A 24,879-nucleotide genomic window follows, 5' to 3' on the forward strand; every position below is an offset into this window, starting at 1 on the left:
TTGAAGAAAGGGGTCTATCCGTGACCACATTATTTCTCTATATGGCCGTGTATTTATTGCCGGCATTCTTATTGAGCCACCTGGCCCTAGATGTCTTGCTCCGCAATCCGCGCCAAGTCGAACATCGACTGCTCAGCCTATTCGTATTCGGCTACGCGATGCTGTTCTTGGCCGAGTTCGGTCGGCACCTGTCGCCGATTGACGCGAGCCCGGCCTTCGTCACGTACTGGTTCGGCAATGCCGGCATTTTGATTTTCGTCTGTTCCGTCCACTTTATCGTCAAAGTGACGGGAGTCGGGGCGAAACTGCCGAAATGGATATATCCGTATGTCATCTATTTGCCGCTCATCCCGGTCGCGTTGACGTTCATCCGTCAAGAGAACATCTTGAACAGTCAGCGCTTCGATCAAGTCGGTCCTTGGATATATCCGGAGTTCAACGTGTCCTATTTGACGACGATGACGGTCGGGAACGTGTTTCATTTCTTGATTATCGTGTTGCTGATGTATGCCTTGAAGCGTGCAGATCGCCACGAACATCAACTGGTGCTCCGGATGCTCATTTGGACGGCGGTCGTCGTCCTCGTCTGGGACATCGTCTTCGGTTATTTCCAGTTTCGTGGAATCATGCCACCGTATGCCTATATGTACGGAGGCTTGGTCTGGACGGTCGCGCTCGTCGTGGCGATGAACCGGCTCGACTTCCTCGCGTCTTACGCGAAACGATACGGCACGCTCTATAACTTGAATCCGTCTGCCATCCTGCTCGTCGACGACACCGGTCGCATCGAGAGTGCGAACCCGGCCGCGCGGACACTGTTCCATACCGTTCGTGTCGTCAATGAACGCTTCGTCGACTTGTTGCCGGAAAAGAAGCGAGACGAGTGGTGCGAGCACTACACCAAGCACTTCAAAGCCCAAAAGAAGTTCCTCGAGTTCGAGACGAAGATTCAGACGAAATCGGGACAAGAACGGTACGTCGTCATCGACGGCGATTTCGTCTATATCGACCAAAAGATTCACGGGATGATTTTGATTCGTGATGTCCATACGTTCAAAGAGGCCGAGCAGTCGATTCGCTTCTTCGCCTATCACGACCCGCTCACGAAGCTCGCGAACCGCCGCGCGTTTTATGAACAAGCCGATCAGGCGTTGCTGCAAGCGGATACGCTCGCGCTCGTCATTCTCGACCTCGACGGCTTCAAAGGCATCAATGATACGTACGGCCACCAGGTTGGCGATGATTTTCTCGTCCACCTCGGCGTCTTGCTCGAGCTGGCGACACCGGAGACGGGTCTCGCCTCGCGTGTCGGCGGCGATGAGTTTTATATGTATGTGACAGACGTCGAGGCGGATGACATCGTCGCGTTCGTCGAACGATTACAATCGCTGCTGGAAGAGCGACCGTTCCGTCTCGGCCGTGAGAAAATCCCGATTCGAGCGAGCATCGGCGTGAGCGTCTCTCCAACCCAAGGCAACGATTTGGACACGCTGATCCATAAGGCGGACCAAGCGATGTATCAAATCAAGCAACAAGGAAAAAACGATTATGCCATCTACGATGAGGTGTTACACGGTCCGAAATAACGGGAACGAGTAGTAGAATGACATCATTTGGAGGAGGAGAAGCGATGACTGAAAAACCATTGGTGACGATGCGCGCCGAAGGAGAAGCGACAAGTGTGAAGACGACGGTGCACGTACGTGATTTAGAACCGTTCATCGTCGATGAGCCGGAACGACTAGGGGGGACGGATGCCGGGCCGAACCCGCTTGAATATTTACTCGGAGCGCTATCGTCGTGCACGACAATCATGATCGCTTACGTCGCACAAGATCAAGATTTCAATTACGATGGGGTGACGTTCGTGACCGAAGGAACGCTCGACCCGCGCGGCTTCCAAGGCGTTGAAGGAGTGCGGACGTATTTTGAGAAAGTACACGTCAATATCATCCTCGACACGACCGAATCGGATGAACGGATTGCGGCGTTACAAAAAGGCGTCGAGGCTCGTTGCCCGATTCACAATTTAATGCATGCGGCCGACGTCGACATCACGGCGACGTGGACACGGAAGTGAGGACGGGGCGACCCATCCTTTTTTTATACAGACAGGAATGTTTGCCGGCGAGCACGAACAAGAGGAGACGTGAGAAAGGAGGTTGTCATGGACATTCGCCCGATGACACGACAAGACGCCCGCGCGATTCAAGCGTGGACGTACGAGTCGCCGTATGATTTTTATAACCAAGAAGCTTCAGCGGAAGGGATGGATGAACTGATGGCGTATCAAGCCGTCCATGATGGTACGCTAATCGGTTATTACTGTCTCGGCCGATACGCACAAGTACCGAACGATACATATGTTTACGATGACACATACGTCGACCTCGGGCTCGGCATGCACCCAGAGCGAACAGGTCGGGGACATGGCCGTCCGTTCGTCCGGTTGGTGATGCAAGAAGCAGCACGCGAAGGCAAACCGCTCCGATTGACGGTGGCCGCATTCAACAAGCGGGCCATCCATCTCTATGAGCAGCTAGGGTTTCAACAGGTCACGTCGTTTGAAAAAGGAGCGACCCGTTTTCTCGTCATGACCCGATAATCATCCGTACTGTTTCTGATGGGCTTTCTTTCGTTTCAAATAGTCCTCATCAGCCCGAAGCTGGTCCCATCGTTCCTTGAAGATGCGAGCCGATTCCGCCTTCTCTTCATCGATTTGTCGGTCGTGGATGTCGCCGTCGTCCTTATATTTTCGTCCGCCTTTATAGTTGGCGTAACGTCTCGCCCGGGTATAGCCCATCTGGATGAATTTGCGGGCCATATCCATCCCGACGAAGTCATCGGCGGCCCGATACGCCTCGAACAGCTCCATAATCTCATCGGCGGACTGTTTGGCGATGTCAGGCGTCTTGAAACGCCAATGGGGGAGAATCTCACTTTTATACGGTTCGACGAGCAGGACCCCTTGTTCGCCTCGTCCGACCCGATACAGCTCCGGTTGTTTGCGGAAATCAATCGTTTCAAAATCTAAATCATAATCAAACGGCATCGTCATCCCTCCTCATGGATTCATTCCCGTAACGAATCCGAGGGAAACGACAGAAAGGAAGAACATGATGATTCAACTTGATACAGACCGGCTCCGGCTGCGGGCGTTTCAACTCGAGGACGCTGAACAGATGTTTCGATACGCGCAAGACGAGCGGGTCGGACCAAAAGCAGGATGGGCACCGCACCAATCGGTCGAGGAGACGCGTGACGTCATCCGGCTGTTCCAACAAGACGAAGACGTCTGGGCCATCACGTTAAAAGAGACAGGTGAGGTCATCGGCAGCCTCGGGTTGCACGACCGCCGGCCGGACCCTGAGATTCAGCATGACCGCCAACGCGAGATTGGGTATGTCCTCAGCCCGGAGCACTGGGGGAAAGGGTACATCCCGGAGGCCGTTCATGAAGTGATGCGCCACGGATTTGATGATCTCGAGCTCGAACGCATCTGGTGCGGACATTTCGACTTCAACGACCAGTCGCGCCGTGTCGTCGAAAAGACGGGCTTCACGTACGTCTTCACGACATCCCAACAGTTGACGCGCTTGGATGGGCGCACGGTGCAGAGCCTCATTTACGTTGTGACGAAAGACGAGTATGAGGAACGCCGGGCTCAATGATGAGCTTGGCGTTTTTTGGTGCGGAAAAATTAACACTTGATATGTAACCGGTTACACATTATGATGTGTTTGTAAGCGTTACCAAAAAGGGGGGGTCGAGATGGCAACAATCAAACAAGTGGCCAAACGGGCGAACGTTTCTGTCGCGACCGTGTCCCGTGTCATGAACAATAACGGCTATGTGAGCACCGAGGCGAGGGAGGCCGTCGAGCGGGCCATCGCCGAGCTCGACTACGCCCCGAACCGGGTCGCGCGTTCGTTATTCACCAAAACATCCGGGCTGATCGGATTGATTATGCCAGATATCACGAACCCGTTCTTCCCGCAGTTGGCCCGCGCGATCGAAGACGTGGCCAATCAGCACGGCTATCAAGTCGTCTTGTGCAACACGGACGAGCAACTGGCGAAAGAACAGTCGTACTTGGTCGCGCTTCAGACGATGCATGTTGACGGCCTAATCATCACGACGAACCACTCGGACAATCCGAACTATGAAAAGTTAGAGGTGCCGATGGTCGCGCTCGACCGAATCGTCAAGTCCGGCATTGATGCCGTCATTTCAGACGGATATGAAGGCGGTCGGCTGGCGGCAGAGACGCTGTTGAATTGTGGCGCGACAAGGCTCGCTCACATTGGCGGACCGGAACAGCTGCAGACGGTGAAGCGACGGACGGATGGGTTCCTTGACGTCGCGGGAGATCGTCTCGTCGGCATGACGCATTCGAGTTTCACGTTCAAAGAAGCGCTCACGGCGGCGCAAACGCTGTTTGATGAGCATTGGCCGTTCGATGGATTGTTCGCCGCCAATGACGTCATCGCGGCCGCGGTGTTGCAGGAAGCGGTGCGTCGGAATGTGCGTGTGCCAGAAGACTTACAAGTCATCGGTTACGACGGCATAGAGCTCGGGGAGATGACGTCGCCGCCGCTCACGACAATCTCGCAACCCATCTATGAGATGGGACGCCGAGCGACCGAGCGACTCCTCGACTTGATTGAGAAGAAAGATACCGTTACGAAAGAAATCTTGTTGCCCGTCACGTTGACGGAGCGACAGACGACGATCCGAAAGGGGCATGACACATGAAGCGAATTGTGGTCATCGGTAGTGTATCGATGGATTTAGTGGTCACAACAGACAAACGTCCGCAGGCAGGAGAGACCGTCATCGGGCAGGCGTTTCAGACGGTGCCCGGAGGAAAGGGTGCCAACCAAGCGGTCGCCGCCGCTCGACTCGGAGGACGAGTCGAGATGGTCGGATGTGTCGGTTCCGATGAATTCGGACAGCGTATCCGCCAAAACTTTGAACAGAATAAAGTGGGGACCCAACACCTGCGGACGATTGACGGCGAAGTGACCGGGACGGCGCATATCGTGCTCGCCGAAGGTGACAACTCGATTGTCGTCGTCCAATCGGCGAATAAACAAGTCGTCTTCACGGAAGCCGAGCTCGAACAGTTGATTGATGACGAGACACTCGTCTTGCTCCAACTCGAGATTCCAATTGCAACGGTCGAACAAGTGAGTGCGTACTGTCGCGCCCGTCAAATCCCGGTGTTGTTAAATCCGGCTCCGTCGCAACCGCTCACGGATGAACTGCTCGAGCATGTAACCTACGTGACGCCAAACGAGCACGAGTGCCGTGACTTGTTCGGAGACATCCCGCTCGATGAGGTGCTGCGCCGCTATCCGAACAAACTGATTGTGACCGAAGGGGTCAACGGTGTCCGCTTCTTTGATGGCGAGATGATTCAGCACGTTCCAGCCATCCGAGCCGATGTCGTCGATACGACGGGAGCGGGGGACACGTTCAACGGGGCCCTCGCGGCCGCCTTGATGGAAGGAAGCGAGTTACGTGAAGCGGTACGCTTCGCCGTCGTCGCTTCAGGATTGAGTGTGGAAGGGTTCGGAGCCCAAGGCGGCATGCCGAACCGGAACGACGTCATGAGACGATTGGAGCGAGTGTGATGAAGAAACATGGGATTTTGAATAGCCATTTGACCAAAATCTTTGCGGACTTGGGTCATACGGACACGGTTGTCATCGCGGACTGTGGACTACCGATTCCAAATGGCGTGGCGCGAGTCGATTTGGCGCTTCGTCTCGGTGAACCGTCGTTCCTCGATGTATTAGATGCGGTCGAGTCGGATATGGTCATCGAACAGATCACCGTAGCCGATGAGGTGTTCACGGCGAACGAGCCAATCGCCAAAGCGTTGACCGATCGATTTGACACGGTGAAAACTTGTTCGCATGAAGCGTTCAAACGCGAGGTCGAACAAGCGAAAGTCGTCATCCGGACAGGAGAAGCGACTCCGTATGCGAACGTCATTTTACATGCCGGCGTCATCTTTTAAGGAGGGGTTCGATGCACATCCAGTTGAAGCGCATCCATAAATCGTTCGGTCCGGTCAGTGTATTGAAAGGCGTCGACTTCGAATTGTTACCCGGCGAAATTCATGCGTTGATGGGCGAAAACGGGGCCGGCAAATCGACGCTCATGAAAGTGATGACCGGGCTGCATCCGCTTGATGAAGGAGAAGTCGTCATCGATGGGGCCGTCCGGCAGTTCAAACATCCGAAAGAAGCCGAACGGGCGGGCATCGCGTTTATTCACCAAGAGTTGAACATACTGCCGGAGCTGACGGTGATGGAAAACTTGTTCCTTGGACGGGAATTGACCGGTCCGTTCGGTGTCATCAAGCAGCAAGAGATGAAGCGTCGGGCGCGGGAGTATTTGGCCGAGTTGAACGTGTTCATGGAAGTCGATCAGCTCGCCAAACAATTATCTGTCGGACAACAGCAGATGATCGAGATCGCCAAAGCGCTCATGACGGATGCGAAAGTCATCGTCATGGACGAACCGACCGCCGCACTCACCGACCGCGAGATTCGAGCGCTGTTCTCGGTATCGCGGGCGTTGCGTGACCAAGGCGTGTCGATTATCTATATCTCGCACCGGATGGAAGAGATTTTTGAACTGTGCGACCGCATCACTGTCCTCCGCGACGGCGTGTCGATTGGGACACACCGTATCGCTGAGACATCGTTCGAAGAAATCGTCAAAGAGATGGTCGGGCGCGAGATTGGGGAACGCTATCCGGATCGGAACGCCACGATTGGCGACGTCGTACTTGAAGTCGATGGATTGATAGGTAACCGGTTCCACAATGTCTCGTTTGATGTTCGAGCCGGTGAAATCGTCGGTTTCTCGGGACTCATGGGAGCTGGACGCACCGAAGTGATGCGTGCCTTATTCGGAGCTGACCGGGCCAAAGCAGGCGTCGTCAAACTGAACGGAACCGAAATCCGAATCAAGCAACCGGCCGACGCGATCCGACACGGCATCGCCTTCTTGACGGAAGACCGAAAAGGCGAAGGGTTGTTGCTCGACTTCACGTTACGTGAGAACTTATCGCTGCCGACGCTCGATAAACGAGCGAAGGGAACCATCATCTCACGGCAAGCGGAAGAACAGTTCGCGGACGGTTATTTGAAAAAGCTGCGCGTCAAACATCATTCGATGGAGCAGAAAGTGAAGTCACTCTCGGGTGGGAACCAACAAAAAATCGTCCTCGGCAAATGGCTCGGCGCCGAGCCGGACGTCTTGATTCTCGACGAACCGACGCGTGGTGTCGATGTCGGGGCGAAAAAAGAGATTTACACGATCATGAGTGAGCTTGCCGAGTCGGGCGTCGCCATTATCATGGTGTCGTCGGATTTACCCGAGGTACTCGGGATGAGCGATCGGATTGTCGTCATGCGAGAAGGTGTCGTCACCGGAACGTTGGCCAAAGACGAGGCGACGCAAGAAAAAGTCATGACATATGCGACAGGAGGACAATGATATGGAATTGAAAGCTGCGACTGCATTAGGTCGGCCGCAAAAGCTTGGTTGGGGACAAAAGCTCGGACCGTTATTCGGATTGCTCGCCATCATCGTTGTGGTGACGGCGCTCGAACCAGGTTTTCTCTCGTTGAACAACATCTTTAACGTCCTTCGCCAAGTGTCTATCAACGCCTTGATTGCGTTCGGGATGACGTTCGTCATTTTGACAGGCGGCATCGACTTATCGGTCGGTTCGATTCTCGCCTTGTCTTCGGCGTTCGTCGCCGGCATGATGGTCGATGGGCAACACGCGGTCATGGCGATCGCGCTCGGATTGATTGCCGGTGCTGTGCTCGGTGCGTTCAACGGCGCCGTCATCACATACGGGAAAGTCGCACCGTTCATCGCGACGCTCGCGACGATGACGATTTATCGGGGTTTGACGCTCGTCTATACGGACGGCCGTCCGATTACCGGGTTAGGCGACTCGACGTGGTTCGAACTCCTCGGACGCGGTTACTTCTGGATTATCCCGGTGCCAGCTGTGACGATGTTGATCGCTTTCGGTGTGTTGTACTTCATTTTGAAAAAGACGACGTTCGGTCGTCATACGTACGCGATTGGCGGTAACGAGGAAGCTGCCAAACTGATGGGCATCGGGGTCAACAAAGTCAAAGTCTTGATTTACTCGTTGTCGGGTACGTTGGCGGCACTCGCCGGCATCATTTTGACATCGCGTCTCAACTCGGCCCAACCGACGGCTGGGACGTCTTATGAACTTGACGCCATCGCAGCGGTCGTTCTCGGGGGAACGAGTCTTGCGGGTGGACGAGGCTGGATTGTCGGGACGCTGATTGGGGCGCTCATTATCGGCACGTTGAACAACGGTTTGAACCTTCTTGGCGTCTCATCGTTTTTCCAACTCGTCGTCAAAGGGGCCGTCATTTTATTCGCAGTATTGCTCGATCGAAAACAAAACGCGTAATCATCGAAAGGGGAAACGGAAGATGAAAAAATGGACAGCTTGGCTACTCGTATTGACAATGGTCGTCATGGCAGCTTGTTCGACGGAACAACCGGGGACAAGTTCGGAGCAAGAGACGAAAGACGGGGACTTCAAAATAGGGCTCTCGATTTCGACACTAAACAACCCGTTCTTCGTCGCGTTGAAAGACGGTGCGGAAGAGCAAGCAACTGAACTCGATGCGACACTCACGGTCGCCGATGCGCAAAACGATGCGGCCAAACAAGTGAGCGACGTCGAAGACATGATTCAAAAAGGGATGGACTTGATTCTTATCAACCCGACCGATTCGGAAGCAGTCGGTGCAGCCGTTCAAAGTGCGAACGATGCGGGCATCCCGGTCATCACGGTCGACCGTAACGCCGAGTCAGGCGACGTGGTCGCGCACGTGGCGTCAAATAACGTCGCTGGTGGGAAGCTCGCAGGTGACTATATGGTTGAACTCGTCGGCGAAGGCGGGAAAGTCGTCGAACTCGAAGGGATTCCAGGAGCGTCAGCGACACGTGACCGTGGTCAAGGATTCAACGAAGCAATCGATGGAAAACTTGACGTCGTTGCCAAACAGTCGGCTAACTTTGACCGGGCCCAAGGGTTGACGGTCATGGAGAACATCTTGCAAGACAATAAAGACATCGTCGCCGTATTCGCTCATAATGATGAGATGGCACTCGGTGCCGTTCAAGCGTTGAACAGTGCCGGCTTGAACGATGTCAAAGTCATCGGCTTTGATGCGACGGATGATGCCGTCAAGGCGGTCGAGGACGGAACGATGGCTGCGACGGTCGCACAGAAACCGACAGAGATTGGAAAACTCGGTGTCGAGGCTGCTGTGAACCACTTAAAAGGGGAGACAGTGGAAGAGAACATCCCGGTCGACCTTGAATTGATTAAATAATATGAACAGCCGACGCATTCGAGGTGCGTCGGCTGTTTTTATGCTTGATGAATAGGTTGGAGTGCTTGAACGACTTCGTCTTTGATCGTGACGCCGCTCGCTTCGAGTTCAGCGATTTTATCGGCGAACTGTGGCAAGTACGCTTTATGGGCGATGAGCAGTTCATCGAGCACCCGTTTCGCGGTCTCGCCGCTCGGGATGAGCGGATTGATGATGAACGCTTGAAGGGCGAGTCCGTAGTCACCGGTCACGGCCGCTTCTTCGACGCACCGCTCCATGTTCTTCATCACTTGGAGCCATCCTTTTTCAGCGGGGGCGAGTGCGCCGAACGCGATTGGTTTCGCACCGGTCGCCCCGATATAGGCCGATACTTCGACGACGTCGTCCGGGGCGAGGTCCGGGACGGCCCCGTTGTTCTTCGTCGAGACGACGATATGTGTGTTCTTATTGGCGTAAATCGAGGCGATCGTCTCACACGCCGCGTCCGAGTAGTGGGCACCGCCGCGTTTAGACAGTTGCTCCGGTTTATGGTCGAGGTTCGGGTCTTTGTACAGCTCGAACAGCTCGGCTTCGGTTTGCTTCACTTGCTCGGCACGTGTGCCGACGGCCGGGTCCCGATATTCCTCGAGCATGTGGGCGAGCATCTCTTCGGCACGGTAATAGTATCGGTGATAGCCGCAAGGAATCATGTTCATCTGTTGCAGTTGTTCTTTGAAGAACGGCATGTCATGAATATTGGCGGGGATGCCCGAATCGCCGTCATACATCTTGTCGATGATGTCGCGCGTGACGTCTTGACCATGCACGTCATGAACCCGGTGCCAATGGAAGTGGTTCAATCCGGCGAACGAGTAAATCAACTCTTCCGGTTTCTTACCAATCAGTTCCGGTTCTGCCATCATCGCATTGACCGGCACGTTGCACAGGCCGATGACTTTGTCCCATTTGCCGTAACGGATGACCGCATCGGTCACCATTCCGCTCGGGTTCGTGAAGTTGACGAGCCAGGCGTCCGGACAGAGCTGTTTCATGTCTTCGACGATATCAAGGATGACCGGAATGGTACGGAACGCCTTCAAGATACCGCCGGCCCCGTTCGTCTCTTGGCCGACCATGCCGTACGAGAGCGGAATCCGTTCATCTTTGATGCGGGCGTCGAGCAAACCGACACGGAACTGGGTCGTAACAAAGTCGGCGTCTTGTAACGCTTCTCGACGGTCGAGCGTCAGATGCACTTTAACGTCATACGGAGAAGCGTCCCACATTCGCTGCGCCATTTGTCCGACGATGTCGAGTTTGTCTTGACCGGCCTCGATGTCGACGAGCCAAATTTCGCGAATCGGTAACTCTTCATACCGCTTAATGAACCCTTCCATCAATTCTGGTGTATAGCTGCTACCGCCCCCAATGGTGACGAGTTTAATTCCGGTTGTCATACGAATCTCCTCCTTGTTTGTTCACAAAAAAAATCAATCGTGTGTAAACGAAATGTGATACTCGAACTGTATCCGTTTGTCCATTTCAGTATAGAATAGAGAAAAATGAACACAATAGATTTCAAAAGAACTCAGAAATCGTTTACAAAATAAAACAAAATCAAGTCGTTTTTTGTGAACGTCATTCACGTGAGGAGCTGGCTTATGCTGTTAACTGAAAAAATGAAGCAGGATGGATTCTCGCCGTCGGAACGAGACGTGATCGACTATTTATTTGCCGAGCGGGAGCGGATTCACGATCAGACGATGAAGCAAATCGCTGCGGCGACGTATACGCACCCGTCCATCCTTAGCCGAATCGCTGCGAAATTGGAGTTCACAGGTTGGGTCGAGTTGAAGGAGCAGTTTTTGGAGGAAATCGAGTATTTGAACCGTCATTTCTCAGACATCGATGCGAACGAGCCGTTTGCGGCCGGCGACCAGTTGATGGTCGTAGCGAACAAGTTAGCGGCGCTCAAACAGATGACGATTGAGGATACGTTGTCGTTGCTCGATCATGAGGCGTACGAGCAGGCCGTAACGATGTTGTGTGAGGCACGGCACATCAAAGTCTTTTCTGTTATCCATAATTTGTTGCTCTGTCACGACTTCAAGTCAAAGATGAACCGAATTGGCAAACAAGTCAGCCTCTGTGAATTCGATGCCGAGTTCGAAGCGGCCAACTCGGATGAAACGACGTGCGCGCTCCTCATCTCGTATACGGGGGAGAGCGATTACACGCTCGGGCTCATCCCTTACTTAAAGAAACAACGTGTGCCGGTGCTCTCCTTGACGAGTCTCGGAGAGAACGCGATCTCGAGCCAGGCCGACTGCACGCTCCGTTTGACGACTCGTGAGCGCCTCTACTCGAAAATTGGGAGCTTCACGACGAACGATTCGATTCATTGTCTGCTCGACCTGTTGTACGCGGGTGTGTTCTCGAAAGACTATGAGGCGAACATGGCTTACAAAGTGCAAATTTCGAAACGGTTCGACCATCGAAAAATTTCAAGTGAGGTCATGCAAGAAGAAGAGCATCCGTTCACGTGAACGGATGCTCTTTGCGGCGTACATATACGCGATAGCTGATTAACAACACGAGACCAAGCAACGTCATCACCGTTGTGATATTAAAGAATGGCGGTCGATATGTCAATTCGACCTCGTTTCGCCCTTGATCGAGCTGAATCGCACTGAACGCATAGTTGGCCTGTAAGACGTCACGGGTTTCTCCGTTGACGGAAGCGCGCCATCCGCGTTCAAACGGCACAGGGAGAACAGCATACGTTCCTGGCTCGGCTTCCTCGACGGTGAAGTCAAAGTCGGGACCATCCCAAGTGACCGGGATGTCAGGACGTGTCTTCGTCTCCTCGACTACCGAGTCGAGCGTCGCATAATCTTCCCACTCGACGGTCACATTTTCGAGTGCATACGTGCCTTCGGGAAGACGTAACGGGACGCGCTCGGACATCGGCGTGCGTAGCGTCATCGATGTGAGGTCGGTCCGGTAAATCGACTCCTCTGGTTTACGTGTCGTCCGGTATCCACCCAGTTTGATGAAGAACCCGTCGCCCTCCAGCTTTCGAATGTCGAAGGAGACATACAAGTCTCCCCTCGCCGTCGACGGGACGTCCGGAATCAAGTCGATGCCGCCTTCATCAGAGGTGACACGAAGTGTATCGCCATCTAATGCAGCCTCGACTTCTTCGGTCATAACGTCGATGGTCCGAGCCGGAGTCGGTGTGTCGCGTCCAGCTTCTAAGATGACACCTGAGAGCATCGTCTGCTCGCGCGTCAACATCGAGACATCGTCAAGATCAGCTTGGCGATAGGTAGACGTCGTCGTGCGAACGAACGGGAGGCGCGTCCCGCTTTCATAGACGGCGTAACGTTCCGTCTCGGCGAGCAAGTTGAACCCGTAAGGCGCTTCGCTCGCCACGTTTTGGTTACGCATCCAGTAAGGGCTTGATAGTAAGTGATGCAGGTTGGCGCGATTGCCGAGCGTTCCGTACCGACTCACACTTTCCCGTCCCGTATCGATTTCGAGGTCGTTCCAATAGAGCGTCAACAGGTTCCCGTTCAATATGCTCGAGTACAGGCTGGTCCCGAGGAACGATTGGACGATGGGTGTGTTGTTGCGCAAAGGAACCATCCAATCGAGACGTTCGAGCGGGGCGGCCTCTTCTTGTACGAGTGCAATCAGTTCCCGTTGTTCGGCGCTGTCATAGTTGGAACTGTTCACGAATGACTCGTTCGTCTTAACGATGGCTTGATCGTGAAGCACGAGTTTCGTATAGCCGTTAAAGACGACGAGACATGAGACGATGAGCAGGTACGGCGTAATCATTGGTTTCCACCAAAGCGACGCCACGGTGGCGAGCATCAATCCAAAGATGACAAGACTGACTGACCACGACGCGACCTCCCCGAACAAACCGAGTAGGAGATAAAGCGAGACCGTACTCGTTGCGGCGATATAGAACGATTTTTTTTCAAATCGCCAATGTGACAATCCGACCGCGACCGCACCACCAATCGTAAAGCTCGCGAGATATTCCCAGCGATATTGCGGAGCCGAGAAACCGTTGAAGAAACTTCCGACGTGTGGGCTGAAGTGAAGTACCGTGAATAAAAGACTCATCGCCGCAAAAAGACGAAACGCTGTTTGGCGATAGAGTGGACGATAGAGGGCGAACAGGATGAAGACGGCCGGAATGATGAACAGGCGGCTATCATACAAAATATTATCGAAGCGCACCAGGTCAATCTCGTGCTCGAGAGACGGTCGCTCGTTTTGCAGAAATCCATACGTCGCCGGAATGAATGCGAACGCGCTGAGGAGCAACGCGAGCACACCTGATCCACTATACAGTAGCCACTGTTGTCGGCGTCTGAGACGATCTTCCGGGAAGCGGATGAACTGGCGGAACACGACGTAGACAAAGACGAACACCAAGTTGATGTAGGCGAAGTAGAAGTTATTGACGAGCATAAGCGCACTGATGACGATGAAGAAGTCGGCGCGCCCAAGCCGGATGATGCGCTCGAGACCGATGACGAGGAGCGGGACCCAGAGAAAGGCGTCTGCGAAAAATTCCCAAAACGTCACATGGCGAATATACATGACGGATACTCCGTATAGGACAGCGCCCACGAAGGCGTGTGGCAGTTTGACGTGGAACAGCCGATACGCGTGTGTCGCTAACAATAGGACGACGGCGAGACGGATGATGCTGACGACGAGGGTGAGCTGTAACCATAGTTCGAGATTTGGCGTGACGAGTCCGAGTGCGTCGAACAGGGAGACAACGGAGACCGTGAGCCAAAACACGACCGAAGTCGCATAGTAGTAGGCGAGCTGCGTGATGATTCCACCGCCAAAGCCGAAGTCTTCCGCATAGACGAGGTTTCCTTTATGGAACGTCTCGTACAGGAAATGTTTGAACGGGACCATCTGCGATAATCCGTCATTCGTGCCAGCGATGTAACCGCCTTGTGACTGATAATAGATGAAAAAGGAATGGGCGACGATGGACACGAGTAAAGCGGCGGCGATGAGCAATTTTTTCTTCATATGGCGGAGTGCCCCTGCTTCAAAATCTTACTCGTGACGATGAACGTCGCCGGTACGGCGATGAAAATGGCGAACAGGGGGGCGATGGCAGTCGACACCCGGAGCTGTTCGACGAGCACATAAATACAGACGGTCGTGACCGTGAAGTTGACGACTTGTGTCAGCGGGAACTGTAGAAATTTGCGTAGCGTCGGTTTAACGTTGAACGTGAAATAGCTGTTTAAAAAGAAAGAGGCGACCATGCTGAGCGCGAACGCCACCACATGAGAGACCCCATAGCTGATGTTCCATACGTAATGAAACAGCATATAAACGACGTAGTAATTGAGGGTGTTAATTCCCCCGATGACGATGAATCTTATAAACTCTGCCTTCCGATTGTTCATTCACACTCTTCCTTTGCATATTAGTCTCTTGAATCAAATAAGCGGGACGTTGTTTTGTCTCGAAGTAGATACGTCCGACATATTCACCGATAATCCCGAGACTGACGAGTTGAATCCCTCCGAGCAAAAGGATGGCCGAAATGAGCGTGAAATAGCCTGGCGTTTCGACGCCGTCTTGAATAATCCCGAACAGCGTGAATAAAATGTACAACATCGACAGGACGAGAATCGAGACCCCGGTAAAGAAGCAGAAGCGGAGCGGTTTGGAGTTGAACGAAATCAAGCCGTCGACGCCGTAATTGAACAATTGACGAAACGACCATTTCGTCTCTCCATTTTGGCGAAGGACGTTTTGATAGGTGATGATTTTTTGTTCCATCCCAATCCAAGAGAACAATCCTTTTGAGAAGCGCTGATTCTCGTTCATCCGAAGAATCGCATCGACGGCATCACGACTGAGCAATCGAAAATCGCCGACCCCGTCTTCGAGTTCGATATCGACAATTTTATTAATTAACGAGTAGTACGTTTGGGACGCCAATTTTCGGATGCCGCTCTCGCCGGTCCGGTCCCGTTTAGCGATGACTTGGTCGTAACCTTCCTCAAAGCCCGTAATCAGTTTCGGGATGAGTGTCGTCGGATGTTGTAAATCGGTATCCATTAAAATCATCGCGTCTCCGTTCACGTGTTGCAGACCTGCTAAAATGGCCGCCTCTTTCCCGAAGTTCCGAGAGAACGAGATATACCGGATTTCAGGACGACGAACTGCTAGCGATTTGATCGTCTCGAGAGTGCGATCGGTACTTGCATCGTCAATAAACAAGATTTCATAATGATAGTCGCTATCAAGAAATTGTTCATGGATGGCTTGGAAGATGAGCGGGATGTTTGTCTCTTCATTATAAGCTGGGAGAACAAAGGAAATGAGTTGCATAGATTGACTCCTTTCGGGCGTGACACATACGTCTCTTGTTCCCGAACGAGCCGGAACTCATGCCTGATTTACAGAATGACTGTAAAAACAAAACATCTACCCGGGAAGAGTAGATGTTTCTTCGTTCAGTCCAATGAACGCAACAGTGCGCGCACCGGACTGCCATCTCCTTTGACGATGGGGAGCGGCACGGCGTTCAATTCATAATCACCAGGGGCGATATGGTCGAGGACGAGTCCTTCAAGAATATGGACCCCGTTGCGGGCAAGCGCATGATGCGCCGCCATCTCTTTACTGTCGATTGCATCGACCGACGGCAAATCGAGACCGATCAAATAAATCCCAAGTTCGCCGAGCCGGTCGGCGAGTGAAGGCGTGAGTTCAGGGATATGGCTCGGGAACTCCTGCTTATTCGGCCAGCCGTCCGTCTTTAAAATCAACCGTTCGACGCCGGTCAAGTCAAAGCCGTCCAAGTCCCTTGCCTCGATGCGTTCTCGACCCGGGAGATGGATGACCCGGGCCGGCCCGATATAAAGTCCCGGGTCGAGGTCGATGACGCGCTGTCCGGCGTCGTCGAAATGGAACGGGGCGTCGATGTGCGTGCCGGAATGGAGGCTCATCGTCACTTTGCCGACGTTGACCGATCCGCTGTCGGCCATCGGCCAGGCAATCTCGTAACGGAAGGCGGTGTCGCCCGGCCATGTCGTGATTGAATCGTCGAGCGGTTGCGAAACATCAATCCATGTCATCGTGTTCATCCTCCTCACAGTTTTGTCCGGACGGTCCAAAGTTCCGGGAAGAAGCGGTGGTCGAGGACGCGGCGCAAGTAATTGACGCCGGACGAGCCGCCGGTCCCCATCTTTTGTCCGATAATCCGTTCGACCGTGCTCATATGGTTGAAGCGCCACATCTGTTGCTGGCTGCCGATATCGAGCAGTTTCTCGCCGAGCTCATACAAGTCCCAATATTTGGTGACGTCTCGGTACACTTCGACCCAAGCCGCTTCGACGCTTTCGTTCCATTCCCAATCTTTCGTGACGTCGCGGTTGAGCACGGCGTCATCGATGGCGAGACCGCGGCGGTGCATCTCGCGGACCGTCATATCATAGATGCTCGGTGCCTGCAGGGACGACTCGAGGAGCGGGAACAGCTTCTCGTCATGGGCGTACACGTTGAGCGTGCGCGCGTTCTTGAAGCCGAGCGCGAACTCGATTTGGCGGTTCTGATACGATTGGAACCCAGACGACGAACCGAGCTTGTCCCGGAACTCCAAATATTCAGCCGGGGTCAACGTCGCCAGGACGCTCCACGACTGGATGAGCTGTTGTTGAATCTTCGAGACGCGGGCGAGCATCTTGAACGAGCGCTCAAGCTCTCCGGTCTCGATGGCGGTCGTCGCCGCCGTCAGTTCATGTAAAATCAGTTTCATCCACAGCTCGCTCGTCTGATGGATGATGATGAACAGCATCTCATCGTGATGGTCCGACAGACGATGCTGGCTCGATAAAACCGGGTCGAGTTGCAAATAGTCACCGTATGACATGTCTTTTGAAAAATCGGTCTGAATTGATTGCTCGACGTTATGTTCAATCCGTTCACTCATATGAATTCTCCTTAGGCCACGACTTCGCGGACGTTCTTGAACGCCTCGTATTCTTTGTTTTCCATGATCGTCTGTAGCGTCATCACGACGTCATAAACGTCGGTGAACGTGTTATACAAGGCGACCGGAGCCAAACGGATGATGTTCGGGGCCCGGAAGTCCGGGATGACGCGATGTTGTTTGAGCGCTTTACATATGCGGGCCGCCTCTGGATGCTCGAGGCTCAAATGGGCACCGCGTTGCGTCTCGTTGCGCGGGCTACCGATGACGAAACCGTATGGCGCGAGCACTTCGTCAATCAGTTCGTTCATATACGACGTCAACGCGAGTGATTTCTCACGGATGGCGTCCATCCCGACCTCGTTGAACATTTCGAGGGCGCCAAGTTGCGGGGCGAGGCTTAAGACGTGCGGCGTCCCAATTTGGAACGCGCCGGCGTCATCAGCCGGCGTCATAGTGTGATCCATATCGAACTGTTTGTCTTTGCGTGAACCGAACCAACCGGCAAGGCCCGGCGTCGTCCCGAAATGGCGTTCATGGACGAACAGGCCGCCGACGCTGCCCGGTCCGCCGTTCAGATGCTTATAGTTGCACCAGTAGGCAAAGTCGACACCCCAATCGTGGAACGCGTGCGGGATGGCGCCGACCGAGTGGCAGGCGTCAAAGCCGATCAAGATGTCCCGTTCGTGCGCCACCTTGGCGAGACGGGCCATATCAAGAATCTGTCCGCTGCGATAGAGGACGGTCGGCAAGACGATCAAGGCGATATCGTCTGTCATCGCTGCGATGATGTCTTCTTCTTTTAAATAGCGGCCATCTGGGCTCGAGACTTGGACCAAATGTTCGGCCGGGTCGAGTCCCCGGAGCTCGAGTTGGCTTTTCAGTGCGTAGATGTCAGATGGGAACGTGAGCGCGTCGGCCAAAATTTTCGTTCGCTTGCCTTTCGGCTTAAAGAATGAGGCGGCGAGCTGATGCAAGTTGACCGTCGTCGAACCTGTCACCATCACTTCTTCGGCTCTCGCTCCGACGAGCGGTGCGTTGAGGGCGGCCAACTGTTCTGATAAGTTGAACCATGGGTGTCGTCCCGACATCCACCCGTCAATCCCGAGCTCCTTCCAATCCTGAAGCGATTCGAGGAGCGTCTGCTCGGCCCGTTTCGATAACAGGCCGAGCGAGTTCCCATCCATGTAAATCCCGTCTTGCGGCAAATAAAATTCTCCCCGGTATGATGCGAGCGAGTCGCTGGCGTCGCGTGTTTCCGCGTACGCCCGTGTGAAATCTTGTAACATTCTCATCCCCCTAAAATTCGTCATGCAATGCTGACAAAAGCGTAGCAATCAGGGCAGGGCGTGTCAACACGAATGACCGCAGTTCGGGCATGGTTCGCACGTGCTTCTCACGGCTGGATATGTGATGATGAAATGGAGAGAGTCAATCTGAAAGAATTGGGTGATCCGACCCGCGTGAGAGGAGAAGAGGAGATGAAACTAATTGCCATCGATTTAGACGGGACGTTGTTATCGCGGACAGGTGTCATCACGGAAGCGAACCAGGAGGCGATTCGCCGGCGCCAGGCCAAAGGAGATTTGGTGTCGATTTCTTCTGGACGTTCGATTCATGACATCGAGGAGCTGTTGAAGCGGAGTGATTTGTCGTGCCCGATTTTGTCGGGGAACGGCGCGATTGCTTTCTATGAGAATGAGCGGATTTATTACCATGCGCTCCCGAAAGATGTCGTACAAGAGTTGTGGAACGTGGCCCATGAGCACGGGGCGTACGTTGAATTTTATACGAATGCCGGCGTAAAAGTACTTCGTTCGGGCACCGATTTGCTGAAAGGTGAGCTCGATGAGGTGTTGCCGCATGACCAATCGTTCACACGAGAGTGGGGCGAGCGAGAGATTGAGATTCAAAACGAGCAATTCGGACTGACTTATGTCGATGCAATCGAGGACATCGACTTCGAGGCCGACGAAGTGTATAAAGTGTTCGTCTATTCGTTCGACCGGCGAAAGCTGCATGAGCTCCGGAAATTATATGAACCACGGACGGATATTTTAATCACGACGGCAGGCTGGACGAAGATTGAAATCGGACATCCGAAGGCGAGTAAAGGGATGGCGTTGACGCAGTTGGCGGAGCATCATGACATCCCGCCATCAGACATCGTGGCCATCGGTGACAATTTGAATGATATCTCAATGTTTGAAGTGGCGGAAAAACGGATTGCGATGGGGAACGCCGTCGATCCGTTGAAAGACATCAGTACCCATATCACGAAAGACGTCGAAGCGGACGGCGTCGCCTATGCGCTCGACCACTATATCGATAACTAATTTTTGGAGAAATGGTGAACAAGGATTCGTCAATCGATAAAACGGTTAATGTATCTGTGTAGTCCTCATTCAACGTGTTGAGCTGAAAGGGGGCAACGGATGAAACAAAGATTCCATCGTTGTTTGACTGAGGCCGGCTCGGTGAAATGAGAGACGTATTGGATGAAACATCGGCTGACTAGGCGGTTCTCCTCGTTCAAGCTGTCGTCCACCTGACCTCGCGTAAGGGGTGAGGGGGCAGACAAAGGAGAATCAGTGGGAGACTAGACGTTTAGGCAACTCGGTGTTTCAAAAAAGGTGGGCCGATGAGGTTCATGATTGATTTCAACCATATCCGTCAAAACGCAGTCATGGTCATTGTGGAGACGAGATCTCTAGGCAAGACTTGATTGCTGTTCAGACGAACGTACGCCGCGAAATCACGTGCTGAACCACGTCCGTTTTCTAGTGTTGATTCATGTACCGCATGGGACGGTCGGCCGGGAAGGTTCCGGTCGGTTGAAAGTCCGCTTTGCTAGAAACGCTCACCGGTAAGCGCCACGTTCGTGGCGCTTTTCTTATGGGCGAATGTTGTGGTGCGGGCCGTCAATCAAATAAGTGTCGGGTGAAGTGGTATAATGAGTCGCAAGCTGTGGCTGCAAGGCGCGTTCGCTTTCCTTGATTTCGGTCGAGCGGCGGATGTAAAGGAACGTGGTAGAGGAGTGATCATATGCCGAAACTGTATTGGCTCGGGACGTTCGTGAGCGGAGTGATCCTGACGACGATGGGGGAAGCGGGAGGAGTCCCGCGAATCGTGCCCTATTTTTTGATGGCGCTCGGCGTGACCGGGTTTCTCGTTCAATCTTGGTTCGAACAAAAACGACGCCGTTAAGCCGGCGTCGTTTTTCATTACATGGATTCAAGTAAATGGTTGAGCAACGTGTCGATGTCAGTTTGGAGGACATCAGCTTGTTGTTGCAACGTCATCAGCTCGGTGAGGTCGTTCGTCTTACTCATCTGATGAAGAAGTTCCTGATGCGCTTCTTCGAGCGCAGACAAGCGAGCCTCATCCACCGAGATGTCTTGAGCCTTGACCGCCGTCACGGTCGCTTCTGTTGATTTCGTTTTCTTCTTCGGTACCGCCACGATGGCTCCCGGTTCGAGTTGACGTTTTTCAAGCGCATACGTGACATTTCCCGGGAAACGTGTCGCTGTCCCGTCGAGCCAATAGGTGACGGGGAACAGTTTGTTCAAGAAGTAGCGGTCGTGCGAGACGGCGACGAGCGTACCGGTGAAACGGTCCAGTGCGTCTTCAAGCGCTTCGCGGGCTTCGATGTCGAGGTGGTTCGTCGGTTCGTCCAAGACGAGCACGTTGATGTCCTCATGCATGAGGATGGCGAGCATGAGCCGCATCTTCTCGCCACCGCTCAAGTCTTTGACCGGTTTGAAGACGCTCGCGCCATAGAAGAGGAACTGGGCCAACAGTTGACGGGCCTTGCCCTCGTCGACGGCAATCCGGTCGCGGAACGCCTCGATGAGCCGGTGGGAGTCCTCGAAGTCGATATGTTGGGACAAGTAGCCGATGCGGGCGCGTTCCGCTCGTCTTACCGTACCCGAGGTCGGTTCGAGTTGGCCGAGCAACACTTTCAACAGTGTCGATTTTCCGCTCCCGTTCGGACCTACGATGGCGACACGCTCCCCGTGACCGGTGTAGAACGACACATGTTCGAAGACGGTGCGGTCGTATCTGACCGTCACATCGGTCGCCTCGAACACATCGCGCCCGGTCCGTCCGTTCGCTGTGAACTGGATGTCTGGTTGTACGGCTTCGAGACAAGGCCGTTTAATCGTCTCGATGCGGGCGAGCGCCTTCTCCATCGATTTGGCGCGGCGGTAAAACTTCTCGTTTGGCGGATTGCCCTCGTTCGCCCATTGCCGAAGCTGGCGAATCGTCTCTTTCATCTTCTTGATTTTCTTTTGCTGCTCCGTGTAGGCGTGGAATTGATCGAGCAACCGTTTTTCTTTTTGCGCGATAAAGGCACTATAATTGCCGTCGAAGCTCGTCAGTTCCCCGTCCTCACACTCGACGATGCGCGTGGCGACCGCATCGAGGAATACCCGGTCGTGCGAGACGAGGAGTAGGGTGGATGGACTGTCACGCAGGAACGCCTCGAGCCACGCCATCGCCTCTAAATCGAGGTGGTTCGTCGGTTCGTCCAGGATGAGCAGTTCCGGTTCTTGGAGCAGTGCCAAGGCAAGCCCGACTTTTGTCCGTTCGCCGCCGCTCAGCGTATCGAACGGTCTGTCGACGAAGCGGGTCAGGCGCAGCCCGTCGATCATCGCGTTCACTTTCGAATCGATGACGTACCCGCCGCCGTTCTCATAGCGGGTCTGCAAGGCACCGTACGTCTCGAGAAGCGATTCAATGTCATCGCTTGTGGCCATCATGGCCTCGAGCTGTCTCATCTCGTCACCGAGTCGCGTCAACTCGGCGAATGCGGTATAGAGCACGTCTCGACCTGACTTACCGGGATGGGCCGGAATTTGGGCCAAATAGCCGATGTGCAACCGTTGCTTGCGATAGATGGTCCCTTCGTCTGGCGAATCGGCGCCGACGATGAGACGCAGAAGCGTCGTTTTGCCGCTCCCGTTCCGTCCGACGAGCCCGATTCGTTCGCCGGCGTTCACATGAAGATTGGCATCGCTCAAGACGGCATGGCCGCCAAATTGTTTTTGGATGTGTTGTAACTCGATTAACATGAGTGATTCCTCCTAGAGTAGAGGCCTATCAAAAAAGCCGAGCGCAAAGAAGCGCTCGGCAAGAGAGAGGCGCTTTGTCGTATTTCAGCAATGTCTAAAAAAGGACAGACGGGTCCTGTGATTATGCGACATCGTGAAAAATCGCACGCAAAATGTACAAATGTTCTGTTGACCAATGCGTACGTCCGACAAAGTTCACCTTTCTCCCTCCTTTCAATCATCATTACAATAAGTGTAAGCGATTTCGGTCAGTTCGACAACTAAGGAGACAGGAATATTAGGAGCTGATGTCGTATTGTTAAGGAATCAGAGAGGAGAGACGTCATGCGCAAGGAATGGATAGGTGCTATCAGTTTAACGCTCGCCGCGAGTATTTGGGGCGGGATGTACGTCGTCAGTAAATATGCGCTTGGTTATATCGAGCCGTTCACGCTCATCTGGATGCGCTATGCCGTCGCCTTTATCGTCCTATTGGCGATGTGGGGAGTGTTCGGACGCGAGCGAATCAATCGGCGCGACTGGAAATGGATCGTGCTCGTCGGAGTCATCGGGTACATCGCCTCGATTTCGTTTCAGTTCATCGGTACGAAACTATCCGACGCCCATACGGGATCGCTCGTCACGGCGGCGACCCCGGCGTTTATGGTCATTTTCGCCCGAGTCATTTTGAAAGAACGGCTCACGCCTGTCAAAATCGGGTCACTCTTGCTGGCGACGCTCGGGGTCATCATCGTCGTCGGCTGGCACGTCGAAGGCACATACTTCATGGGGAGCCTCGTCTTGGTCGGTGCGGCCATCACGTGGGCGCTCATGTCCATCTATGTGAAAATCGCATCCGAGACGATGTCGTCGTTGACGATCACGACGTTCGCCATCGGTATCGCCTTCGTGTTGATGACGCCGCTCATGGGAGTGGAAGTGGCCGCATCCGGCTTACCGAATATGACCATGGTGCTGTGGATGAGCGTATTGTATGTCGGCGTCATCTCGACAGCTGGGGCGTTCTTCTTTTGGAACAAAGGGCTCGAGCTCATGGATGCGAGCGTCGGGTCATTATTCTTCTTTTTCCAACCGCTCGTCGGGGGTTACCTCGGCTGGCTCGTCCTCGACGAACGACTCGACCGTAACTTCTTTATCGGCGCCGCCTGTATCGTCACGGCCGTCACGTGGTCGACACTCGCCGAGCGACGGCAAAAGCGGACCCGCGAGACACGTCAAACTGAGAAGCGCCATATTTTATAACCAAAGACGACCGGCCCGCTCTGGGCCGATCGTCTTTTTAAAAACCGTGATGGTCGAGTTTGTCTTCGTCGCGCTTCATCGCGAGTTCGAGCCGCTGAATCGCGAGTTTCTCTTGCTCGATTTTGAGTCGAAGCTCTTCTAAACGCGCCTTCCGTGTCTTGTTGAACGTGTCTGCGGCGATGGACACGACGACGATGACCATAATGTAGAAAAAGAAATCCATTTGATACGCCTCCCTTTAGTGTGAGCCGAACAGCTCCGTCACCAGCTGTTGTGTGAGGAGCGCCTCACGACCGTCCGTCATGATGGCCGTATCCTCGGTCACTGCCGAGATAAAGTGGTCGATCGCCCCTTGGAACCCGCGTTGGGTCAGGAGCGTGTCCCATGACCCGAACGTCTTCGTCGAATGGGCGCCGTGCTCGAACCGTTGAAGCGTCACCATCTCATCGACCGTCACGCGAAGTCCGTCGCGGATGGCGCTGAGTCCTTCATGATTCGTCCCGGCTTTACGGTGCATCGACGTCGTGTGCAGTCCGTGCTCGTCTTGCCAGACGTGACGTGCGAAATGGAGACCGTTCGCCTCGGTCGTCGCGATTTGGCCCGTCACTAAGCGTAACTCGCTTCCGGCGAAGTACCGGAGCGTGTCGACGACATGCAAATAGTCATCGAGCAGTGTGAACTGATAGTCGTGGCCACGCAATCCGTCGCCACGATGCTTGACGAAGTCGATCGTGTGGAATGGGGCTGCTGCTTTCACGTGCTGATACATCGGGGCGAACCGGCGATTGAAGCCGACCATGAGCTTACGGTTCGTCTGCTCGGCCAGCTCGACGAGACGTTCCGCTTGTTCGATTGTCGCAGCGAGTGGTTTATCGACATACACATCGACGCCATTTGCGAGCAGATAAGAGACGGCGTCGAAATGTGTCTCGGTCGAACTGTGGACGAACGCCGCGTCGACGGACGCCGCGAGCTCGGGAAGTCCCGTGAATGATTCCATCCGGTGGGCCTGACAGATTGCCTCACGTTTGGCGACGGTCGGGGAATAGGCACCGACGAGTTCGAACGACGTGCTGTTCGTCAAAATAGGTAAGTACGCTTTTTGAGCGATGCCGCCGAGACCGACGACACCAATTTTAGGCTGACGCATATGTACCACTCCTTTTCTATCATC

The 24,879-nt window shown here is 53.9% G+C and carries 25 protein-coding genes; 14 read left to right on the forward strand and 11 right to left on the reverse strand.

The window, feature by feature from the left end:
- The first annotated feature begins 20 nt into the window (after nucleotides 1-20).
- From KNP81_RS05400 to KNP81_RS05410, 3 genes are all read left to right on the forward strand, one after another.
- Nucleotides 21-1,586: a GGDEF domain-containing protein gene (locus tag KNP81_RS05400; RefSeq protein ID WP_214719024.1), complete on the forward strand. Its 1,566-nt coding sequence runs from the start codon at nucleotides 21-23 to the stop codon at nucleotides 1,584-1,586.
- Nucleotides 1,587-1,630: 44 nt separating this feature from the next.
- Nucleotides 1,631-2,080 carry an OsmC family protein gene (locus KNP81_RS05405; RefSeq protein WP_214719026.1) on the forward strand — a complete coding sequence of 150 codons (450 nt, stop codon included), beginning with the start codon at nucleotides 1,631-1,633 and terminating at the stop codon, nucleotides 2,078-2,080.
- 87 nt (nucleotides 2,081-2,167) lie between these two features.
- A complete protein-coding gene (locus KNP81_RS05410; protein WP_214719027.1) occupies nucleotides 2,168-2,605 on the forward strand; it encodes a GNAT family N-acetyltransferase in 438 nt (145 codons plus the stop codon).
- Here KNP81_RS05410 and KNP81_RS05415 read toward each other — a convergent pair whose 3' ends face one another.
- The gene (locus tag KNP81_RS05415; protein WP_214719028.1) at nucleotides 2,606-3,052 is read right to left on the reverse strand and encodes a DUF4385 domain-containing protein; all 447 of its coding nucleotides are present in this window, start codon (nucleotides 3,050-3,052) and stop codon (nucleotides 2,606-2,608) included.
- A gap of 67 nt (nucleotides 3,053-3,119) precedes the next feature.
- On the opposite strand from KNP81_RS05415, the gene KNP81_RS05420 reads away from it, so the two are divergent.
- From KNP81_RS05420 to rbsB, 7 genes are all read left to right on the forward strand, one after another.
- Nucleotides 3,120-3,671, forward strand: a complete 552-nt coding sequence (locus KNP81_RS05420; protein ID WP_214719029.1) for a GNAT family N-acetyltransferase — start codon at nucleotides 3,120-3,122, stop codon at nucleotides 3,669-3,671.
- A gap of 100 nt (nucleotides 3,672-3,771) precedes the next feature.
- On the forward strand, nucleotides 3,772-4,755 hold the full coding sequence (locus tag KNP81_RS05425; protein ID WP_214719030.1) for a LacI family DNA-binding transcriptional regulator: 984 nt from the start codon (nucleotides 3,772-3,774) through the stop codon (nucleotides 4,753-4,755).
- The gene (gene rbsK, locus KNP81_RS05430; RefSeq protein WP_214719032.1) at nucleotides 4,752-5,636 is read left to right on the forward strand and encodes a ribokinase; all 885 of its coding nucleotides are present in this window, start codon (nucleotides 4,752-4,754) and stop codon (nucleotides 5,634-5,636) included. Before KNP81_RS05425 ends, rbsK begins: the two co-directional genes overlap by 4 nt.
- Nucleotides 5,636-6,025, forward strand: coding sequence for a D-ribose pyranase (rbsD, locus tag KNP81_RS05435; protein WP_214719034.1), 390 nt, complete (start codon nucleotides 5,636-5,638; stop codon nucleotides 6,023-6,025). Before rbsK ends, rbsD begins: the two co-directional genes overlap by 1 nt.
- Nucleotides 6,026-6,036: 11 nt before the next feature.
- Complete coding sequence (locus KNP81_RS05440) at nucleotides 6,037-7,515, forward strand: sugar ABC transporter ATP-binding protein (RefSeq protein ID WP_214719036.1); 1,479 nt, start codon at nucleotides 6,037-6,039, stop codon at nucleotides 7,513-7,515.
- 1 nt (nucleotide 7,516) lies between these two features.
- The gene (locus KNP81_RS05445; RefSeq protein ID WP_021065942.1) at nucleotides 7,517-8,482 is read left to right on the forward strand and encodes an ABC transporter permease subunit; all 966 of its coding nucleotides are present in this window, start codon (nucleotides 7,517-7,519) and stop codon (nucleotides 8,480-8,482) included.
- Between the two features lie 22 nt (nucleotides 8,483-8,504).
- Nucleotides 8,505-9,416 carry a ribose ABC transporter substrate-binding protein RbsB gene (rbsB, locus tag KNP81_RS05450; RefSeq protein WP_214719038.1) on the forward strand — a complete coding sequence of 304 codons (912 nt, stop codon included), beginning with the start codon at nucleotides 8,505-8,507 and terminating at the stop codon, nucleotides 9,414-9,416.
- Between the two features lie 38 nt (nucleotides 9,417-9,454).
- Here rbsB and KNP81_RS05455 read toward each other — a convergent pair whose 3' ends face one another.
- A complete protein-coding gene (locus KNP81_RS05455; RefSeq protein ID WP_214719040.1) occupies nucleotides 9,455-10,852 on the reverse strand; it encodes a 6-phospho-beta-glucosidase in 1,398 nt (465 codons plus the stop codon).
- Between the two features lie 204 nt (nucleotides 10,853-11,056).
- Here KNP81_RS05455 and KNP81_RS05460 point away from each other — a divergent pair, with 204 nt between their 5' ends.
- The gene (locus tag KNP81_RS05460) at nucleotides 11,057-11,941 is read left to right on the forward strand and encodes a MurR/RpiR family transcriptional regulator (RefSeq protein ID WP_214719042.1); all 885 of its coding nucleotides are present in this window, start codon (nucleotides 11,057-11,059) and stop codon (nucleotides 11,939-11,941) included.
- Here the strand turns inward: KNP81_RS05460 and KNP81_RS05465 are convergent.
- The 6 genes from KNP81_RS05465 to kynU form a co-directional block, all read right to left on the reverse strand.
- Nucleotides 11,934-14,465, reverse strand: a complete 2,532-nt coding sequence (locus tag KNP81_RS05465) for a YfhO family protein (RefSeq protein WP_214719044.1) — start codon at nucleotides 14,463-14,465, stop codon at nucleotides 11,934-11,936. The two genes, KNP81_RS05460 and KNP81_RS05465, sit on opposite strands and share 8 nt — an antisense overlap.
- A complete protein-coding gene (locus KNP81_RS05470; RefSeq protein ID WP_214719046.1) occupies nucleotides 14,462-14,851 on the reverse strand; it encodes a GtrA family protein in 390 nt (129 codons plus the stop codon). The genes KNP81_RS05465 and KNP81_RS05470 overlap by 4 nt, the downstream gene beginning before the upstream one ends.
- Nucleotides 14,799-15,785: a glycosyltransferase family 2 protein gene (locus KNP81_RS05475; RefSeq protein WP_214719047.1), complete on the reverse strand. Its 987-nt coding sequence runs from the start codon at nucleotides 15,783-15,785 to the stop codon at nucleotides 14,799-14,801. The genes KNP81_RS05470 and KNP81_RS05475 overlap by 53 nt, the downstream gene beginning before the upstream one ends.
- Before the next feature lie 125 nt (nucleotides 15,786-15,910).
- A complete protein-coding gene (kynB, locus tag KNP81_RS05480) occupies nucleotides 15,911-16,534 on the reverse strand; it encodes an arylformamidase (protein ID WP_214719050.1) in 624 nt (207 codons plus the stop codon).
- Nucleotides 16,535-16,548: 14 nt separating this feature from the next.
- Entirely contained in the window at nucleotides 16,549-17,388 is an 840-nt protein-coding gene (gene kynA / locus KNP81_RS05485) for a tryptophan 2,3-dioxygenase (RefSeq protein ID WP_214719063.1), read from the reverse strand.
- 11 nt (nucleotides 17,389-17,399) lie between these two features.
- On the reverse strand, nucleotides 17,400-18,677 hold the full coding sequence (gene kynU, locus KNP81_RS05490) for a kynureninase (RefSeq protein WP_214719065.1): 1,278 nt from the start codon (nucleotides 18,675-18,677) through the stop codon (nucleotides 17,400-17,402).
- A 192-nt stretch (nucleotides 18,678-18,869) separates the two neighbouring features.
- On the opposite strand from kynU, the gene KNP81_RS05495 reads away from it, so the two are divergent.
- Together KNP81_RS05495 and KNP81_RS05500 are read left to right on the forward strand one after the other, a co-directional pair.
- Nucleotides 18,870-19,724 carry an HAD family hydrolase gene (locus tag KNP81_RS05495; RefSeq protein WP_214719067.1) on the forward strand — a complete coding sequence of 285 codons (855 nt, stop codon included), beginning with the start codon at nucleotides 18,870-18,872 and terminating at the stop codon, nucleotides 19,722-19,724.
- A gap of 709 nt (nucleotides 19,725-20,433) precedes the next feature.
- On the forward strand, nucleotides 20,434-20,595 hold the full coding sequence (locus tag KNP81_RS05500) for a hypothetical protein (protein ID WP_214719069.1): 162 nt from the start codon (nucleotides 20,434-20,436) through the stop codon (nucleotides 20,593-20,595).
- Between the two features lie 17 nt (nucleotides 20,596-20,612).
- Here KNP81_RS05500 and abc-f read toward each other — a convergent pair whose 3' ends face one another.
- Complete coding sequence (gene abc-f, locus KNP81_RS05505; protein WP_214719071.1) at nucleotides 20,613-22,463, reverse strand: ribosomal protection-like ABC-F family protein; 1,851 nt, start codon at nucleotides 22,461-22,463, stop codon at nucleotides 20,613-20,615.
- 324 nt (nucleotides 22,464-22,787) lie between these two features.
- Here abc-f and KNP81_RS05510 point away from each other — a divergent pair, with 324 nt between their 5' ends.
- Complete coding sequence (locus tag KNP81_RS05510) at nucleotides 22,788-23,705, forward strand: DMT family transporter (RefSeq protein ID WP_214719073.1); 918 nt, start codon at nucleotides 22,788-22,790, stop codon at nucleotides 23,703-23,705.
- Between the two features lie 37 nt (nucleotides 23,706-23,742).
- On the opposite strand, the gene KNP81_RS05515 is transcribed toward KNP81_RS05510, so the two are convergent.
- The gene (locus tag KNP81_RS05515; protein WP_214711241.1) at nucleotides 23,743-23,928 is read right to left on the reverse strand and encodes a hypothetical protein; all 186 of its coding nucleotides are present in this window, start codon (nucleotides 23,926-23,928) and stop codon (nucleotides 23,743-23,745) included.
- 15 nt (nucleotides 23,929-23,943) lie between these two features.
- Nucleotides 23,944-24,855 carry a Gfo/Idh/MocA family protein gene (locus KNP81_RS05520; protein ID WP_214719075.1) on the reverse strand — a complete coding sequence of 304 codons (912 nt, stop codon included), beginning with the start codon at nucleotides 24,853-24,855 and terminating at the stop codon, nucleotides 23,944-23,946.
- Between the last annotated feature and the right edge of the window lie 24 nt (nucleotides 24,856-24,879).

Origin of the sequence: Exiguobacterium sp. s149 (assembly GCF_018618395.1) — a bacterium.
Classification (GTDB): Bacteria; Bacillota; Bacilli; order Exiguobacteriales; family Exiguobacteriaceae; genus Exiguobacterium; species Exiguobacterium chiriqhucha.

What these genes read in the sequence shown, in the direction of transcription:
- KNP81_RS05405 (WP_214719026.1), top strand. Translation starts at nt 1,631, where the DNA reads ATGACTGAAAAACCATTGGTGACGATGCGCGCCGAAGGAGAAGCGACA.
- rbsB (WP_214719038.1), top strand. Translation starts at nt 8,505, where the DNA reads ATGAAAAAATGGACAGCTTGGCTACTCGTATTGACAATGGTCGTCATG.
- KNP81_RS05420 (WP_214719029.1), top strand. Translation starts at nt 3,120, where the DNA reads ATGATTCAACTTGATACAGACCGGCTCCGGCTGCGGGCGTTTCAACTC.
- KNP81_RS05520 (WP_214719075.1), bottom strand. Translation starts at nt 24,855, where the DNA reads ATGCGTCAGCCTAAAATTGGTGTCGTCGGTCTCGGCGGCATCGCTCAA.
- KNP81_RS05495 (WP_214719067.1), top strand. Translation starts at nt 18,870, where the DNA reads ATGAAACTAATTGCCATCGATTTAGACGGGACGTTGTTATCGCGGACA.
- KNP81_RS05510 (WP_214719073.1), top strand. Translation starts at nt 22,788, where the DNA reads ATGCGCAAGGAATGGATAGGTGCTATCAGTTTAACGCTCGCCGCGAGT.
- KNP81_RS05415 (WP_214719028.1), bottom strand. Translation starts at nt 3,052, where the DNA reads ATGCCGTTTGATTATGATTTAGATTTTGAAACGATTGATTTCCGCAAA.
- KNP81_RS05445 (WP_021065942.1), top strand. Translation starts at nt 7,517, where the DNA reads ATGGAATTGAAAGCTGCGACTGCATTAGGTCGGCCGCAAAAGCTTGGT.
- KNP81_RS05515 (WP_214711241.1), bottom strand. Translation starts at nt 23,928, where the DNA reads ATGGATTTCTTTTTCTACATTATGGTCATCGTCGTCGTGTCCATCGCC.
- KNP81_RS05425 (WP_214719030.1), top strand. Translation starts at nt 3,772, where the DNA reads ATGGCAACAATCAAACAAGTGGCCAAACGGGCGAACGTTTCTGTCGCG.
- KNP81_RS05460 (WP_214719042.1), top strand. Translation starts at nt 11,057, where the DNA reads ATGCTGTTAACTGAAAAAATGAAGCAGGATGGATTCTCGCCGTCGGAA.
- KNP81_RS05475 (WP_214719047.1), bottom strand. Translation starts at nt 15,785, where the DNA reads ATGCAACTCATTTCCTTTGTTCTCCCAGCTTATAATGAAGAGACAAAC.
- KNP81_RS05470 (WP_214719046.1), bottom strand. Translation starts at nt 14,851, where the DNA reads ATGAACAATCGGAAGGCAGAGTTTATAAGATTCATCGTCATCGGGGGA.
- KNP81_RS05410 (WP_214719027.1), top strand. Translation starts at nt 2,168, where the DNA reads ATGGACATTCGCCCGATGACACGACAAGACGCCCGCGCGATTCAAGCG.
- kynA (WP_214719063.1), bottom strand. Translation starts at nt 17,388, where the DNA reads ATGAGTGAACGGATTGAACATAACGTCGAGCAATCAATTCAGACCGAT.
- abc-f (WP_214719071.1), bottom strand. Translation starts at nt 22,463, where the DNA reads ATGTTAATCGAGTTACAACACATCCAAAAACAATTTGGCGGCCATGCC.
- kynB (WP_214719050.1), bottom strand. Translation starts at nt 16,534, where the DNA reads ATGACATGGATTGATGTTTCGCAACCGCTCGACGATTCAATCACGACA.
- KNP81_RS05465 (WP_214719044.1), bottom strand. Translation starts at nt 14,465, where the DNA reads ATGAAGAAAAAATTGCTCATCGCCGCCGCTTTACTCGTGTCCATCGTC.
- rbsD (WP_214719034.1), top strand. Translation starts at nt 5,636, where the DNA reads ATGAAGAAACATGGGATTTTGAATAGCCATTTGACCAAAATCTTTGCG.
- KNP81_RS05455 (WP_214719040.1), bottom strand. Translation starts at nt 10,852, where the DNA reads ATGACAACCGGAATTAAACTCGTCACCATTGGGGGCGGTAGCAGCTAT.
- rbsK (WP_214719032.1), top strand. Translation starts at nt 4,752, where the DNA reads ATGAAGCGAATTGTGGTCATCGGTAGTGTATCGATGGATTTAGTGGTC.
- KNP81_RS05440 (WP_214719036.1), top strand. Translation starts at nt 6,037, where the DNA reads ATGCACATCCAGTTGAAGCGCATCCATAAATCGTTCGGTCCGGTCAGT.
- KNP81_RS05500 (WP_214719069.1), top strand. Translation starts at nt 20,434, where the DNA reads ATGCCGAAACTGTATTGGCTCGGGACGTTCGTGAGCGGAGTGATCCTG.
- kynU (WP_214719065.1), bottom strand. Translation starts at nt 18,677, where the DNA reads ATGTTACAAGATTTCACACGGGCGTACGCGGAAACACGCGACGCCAGC.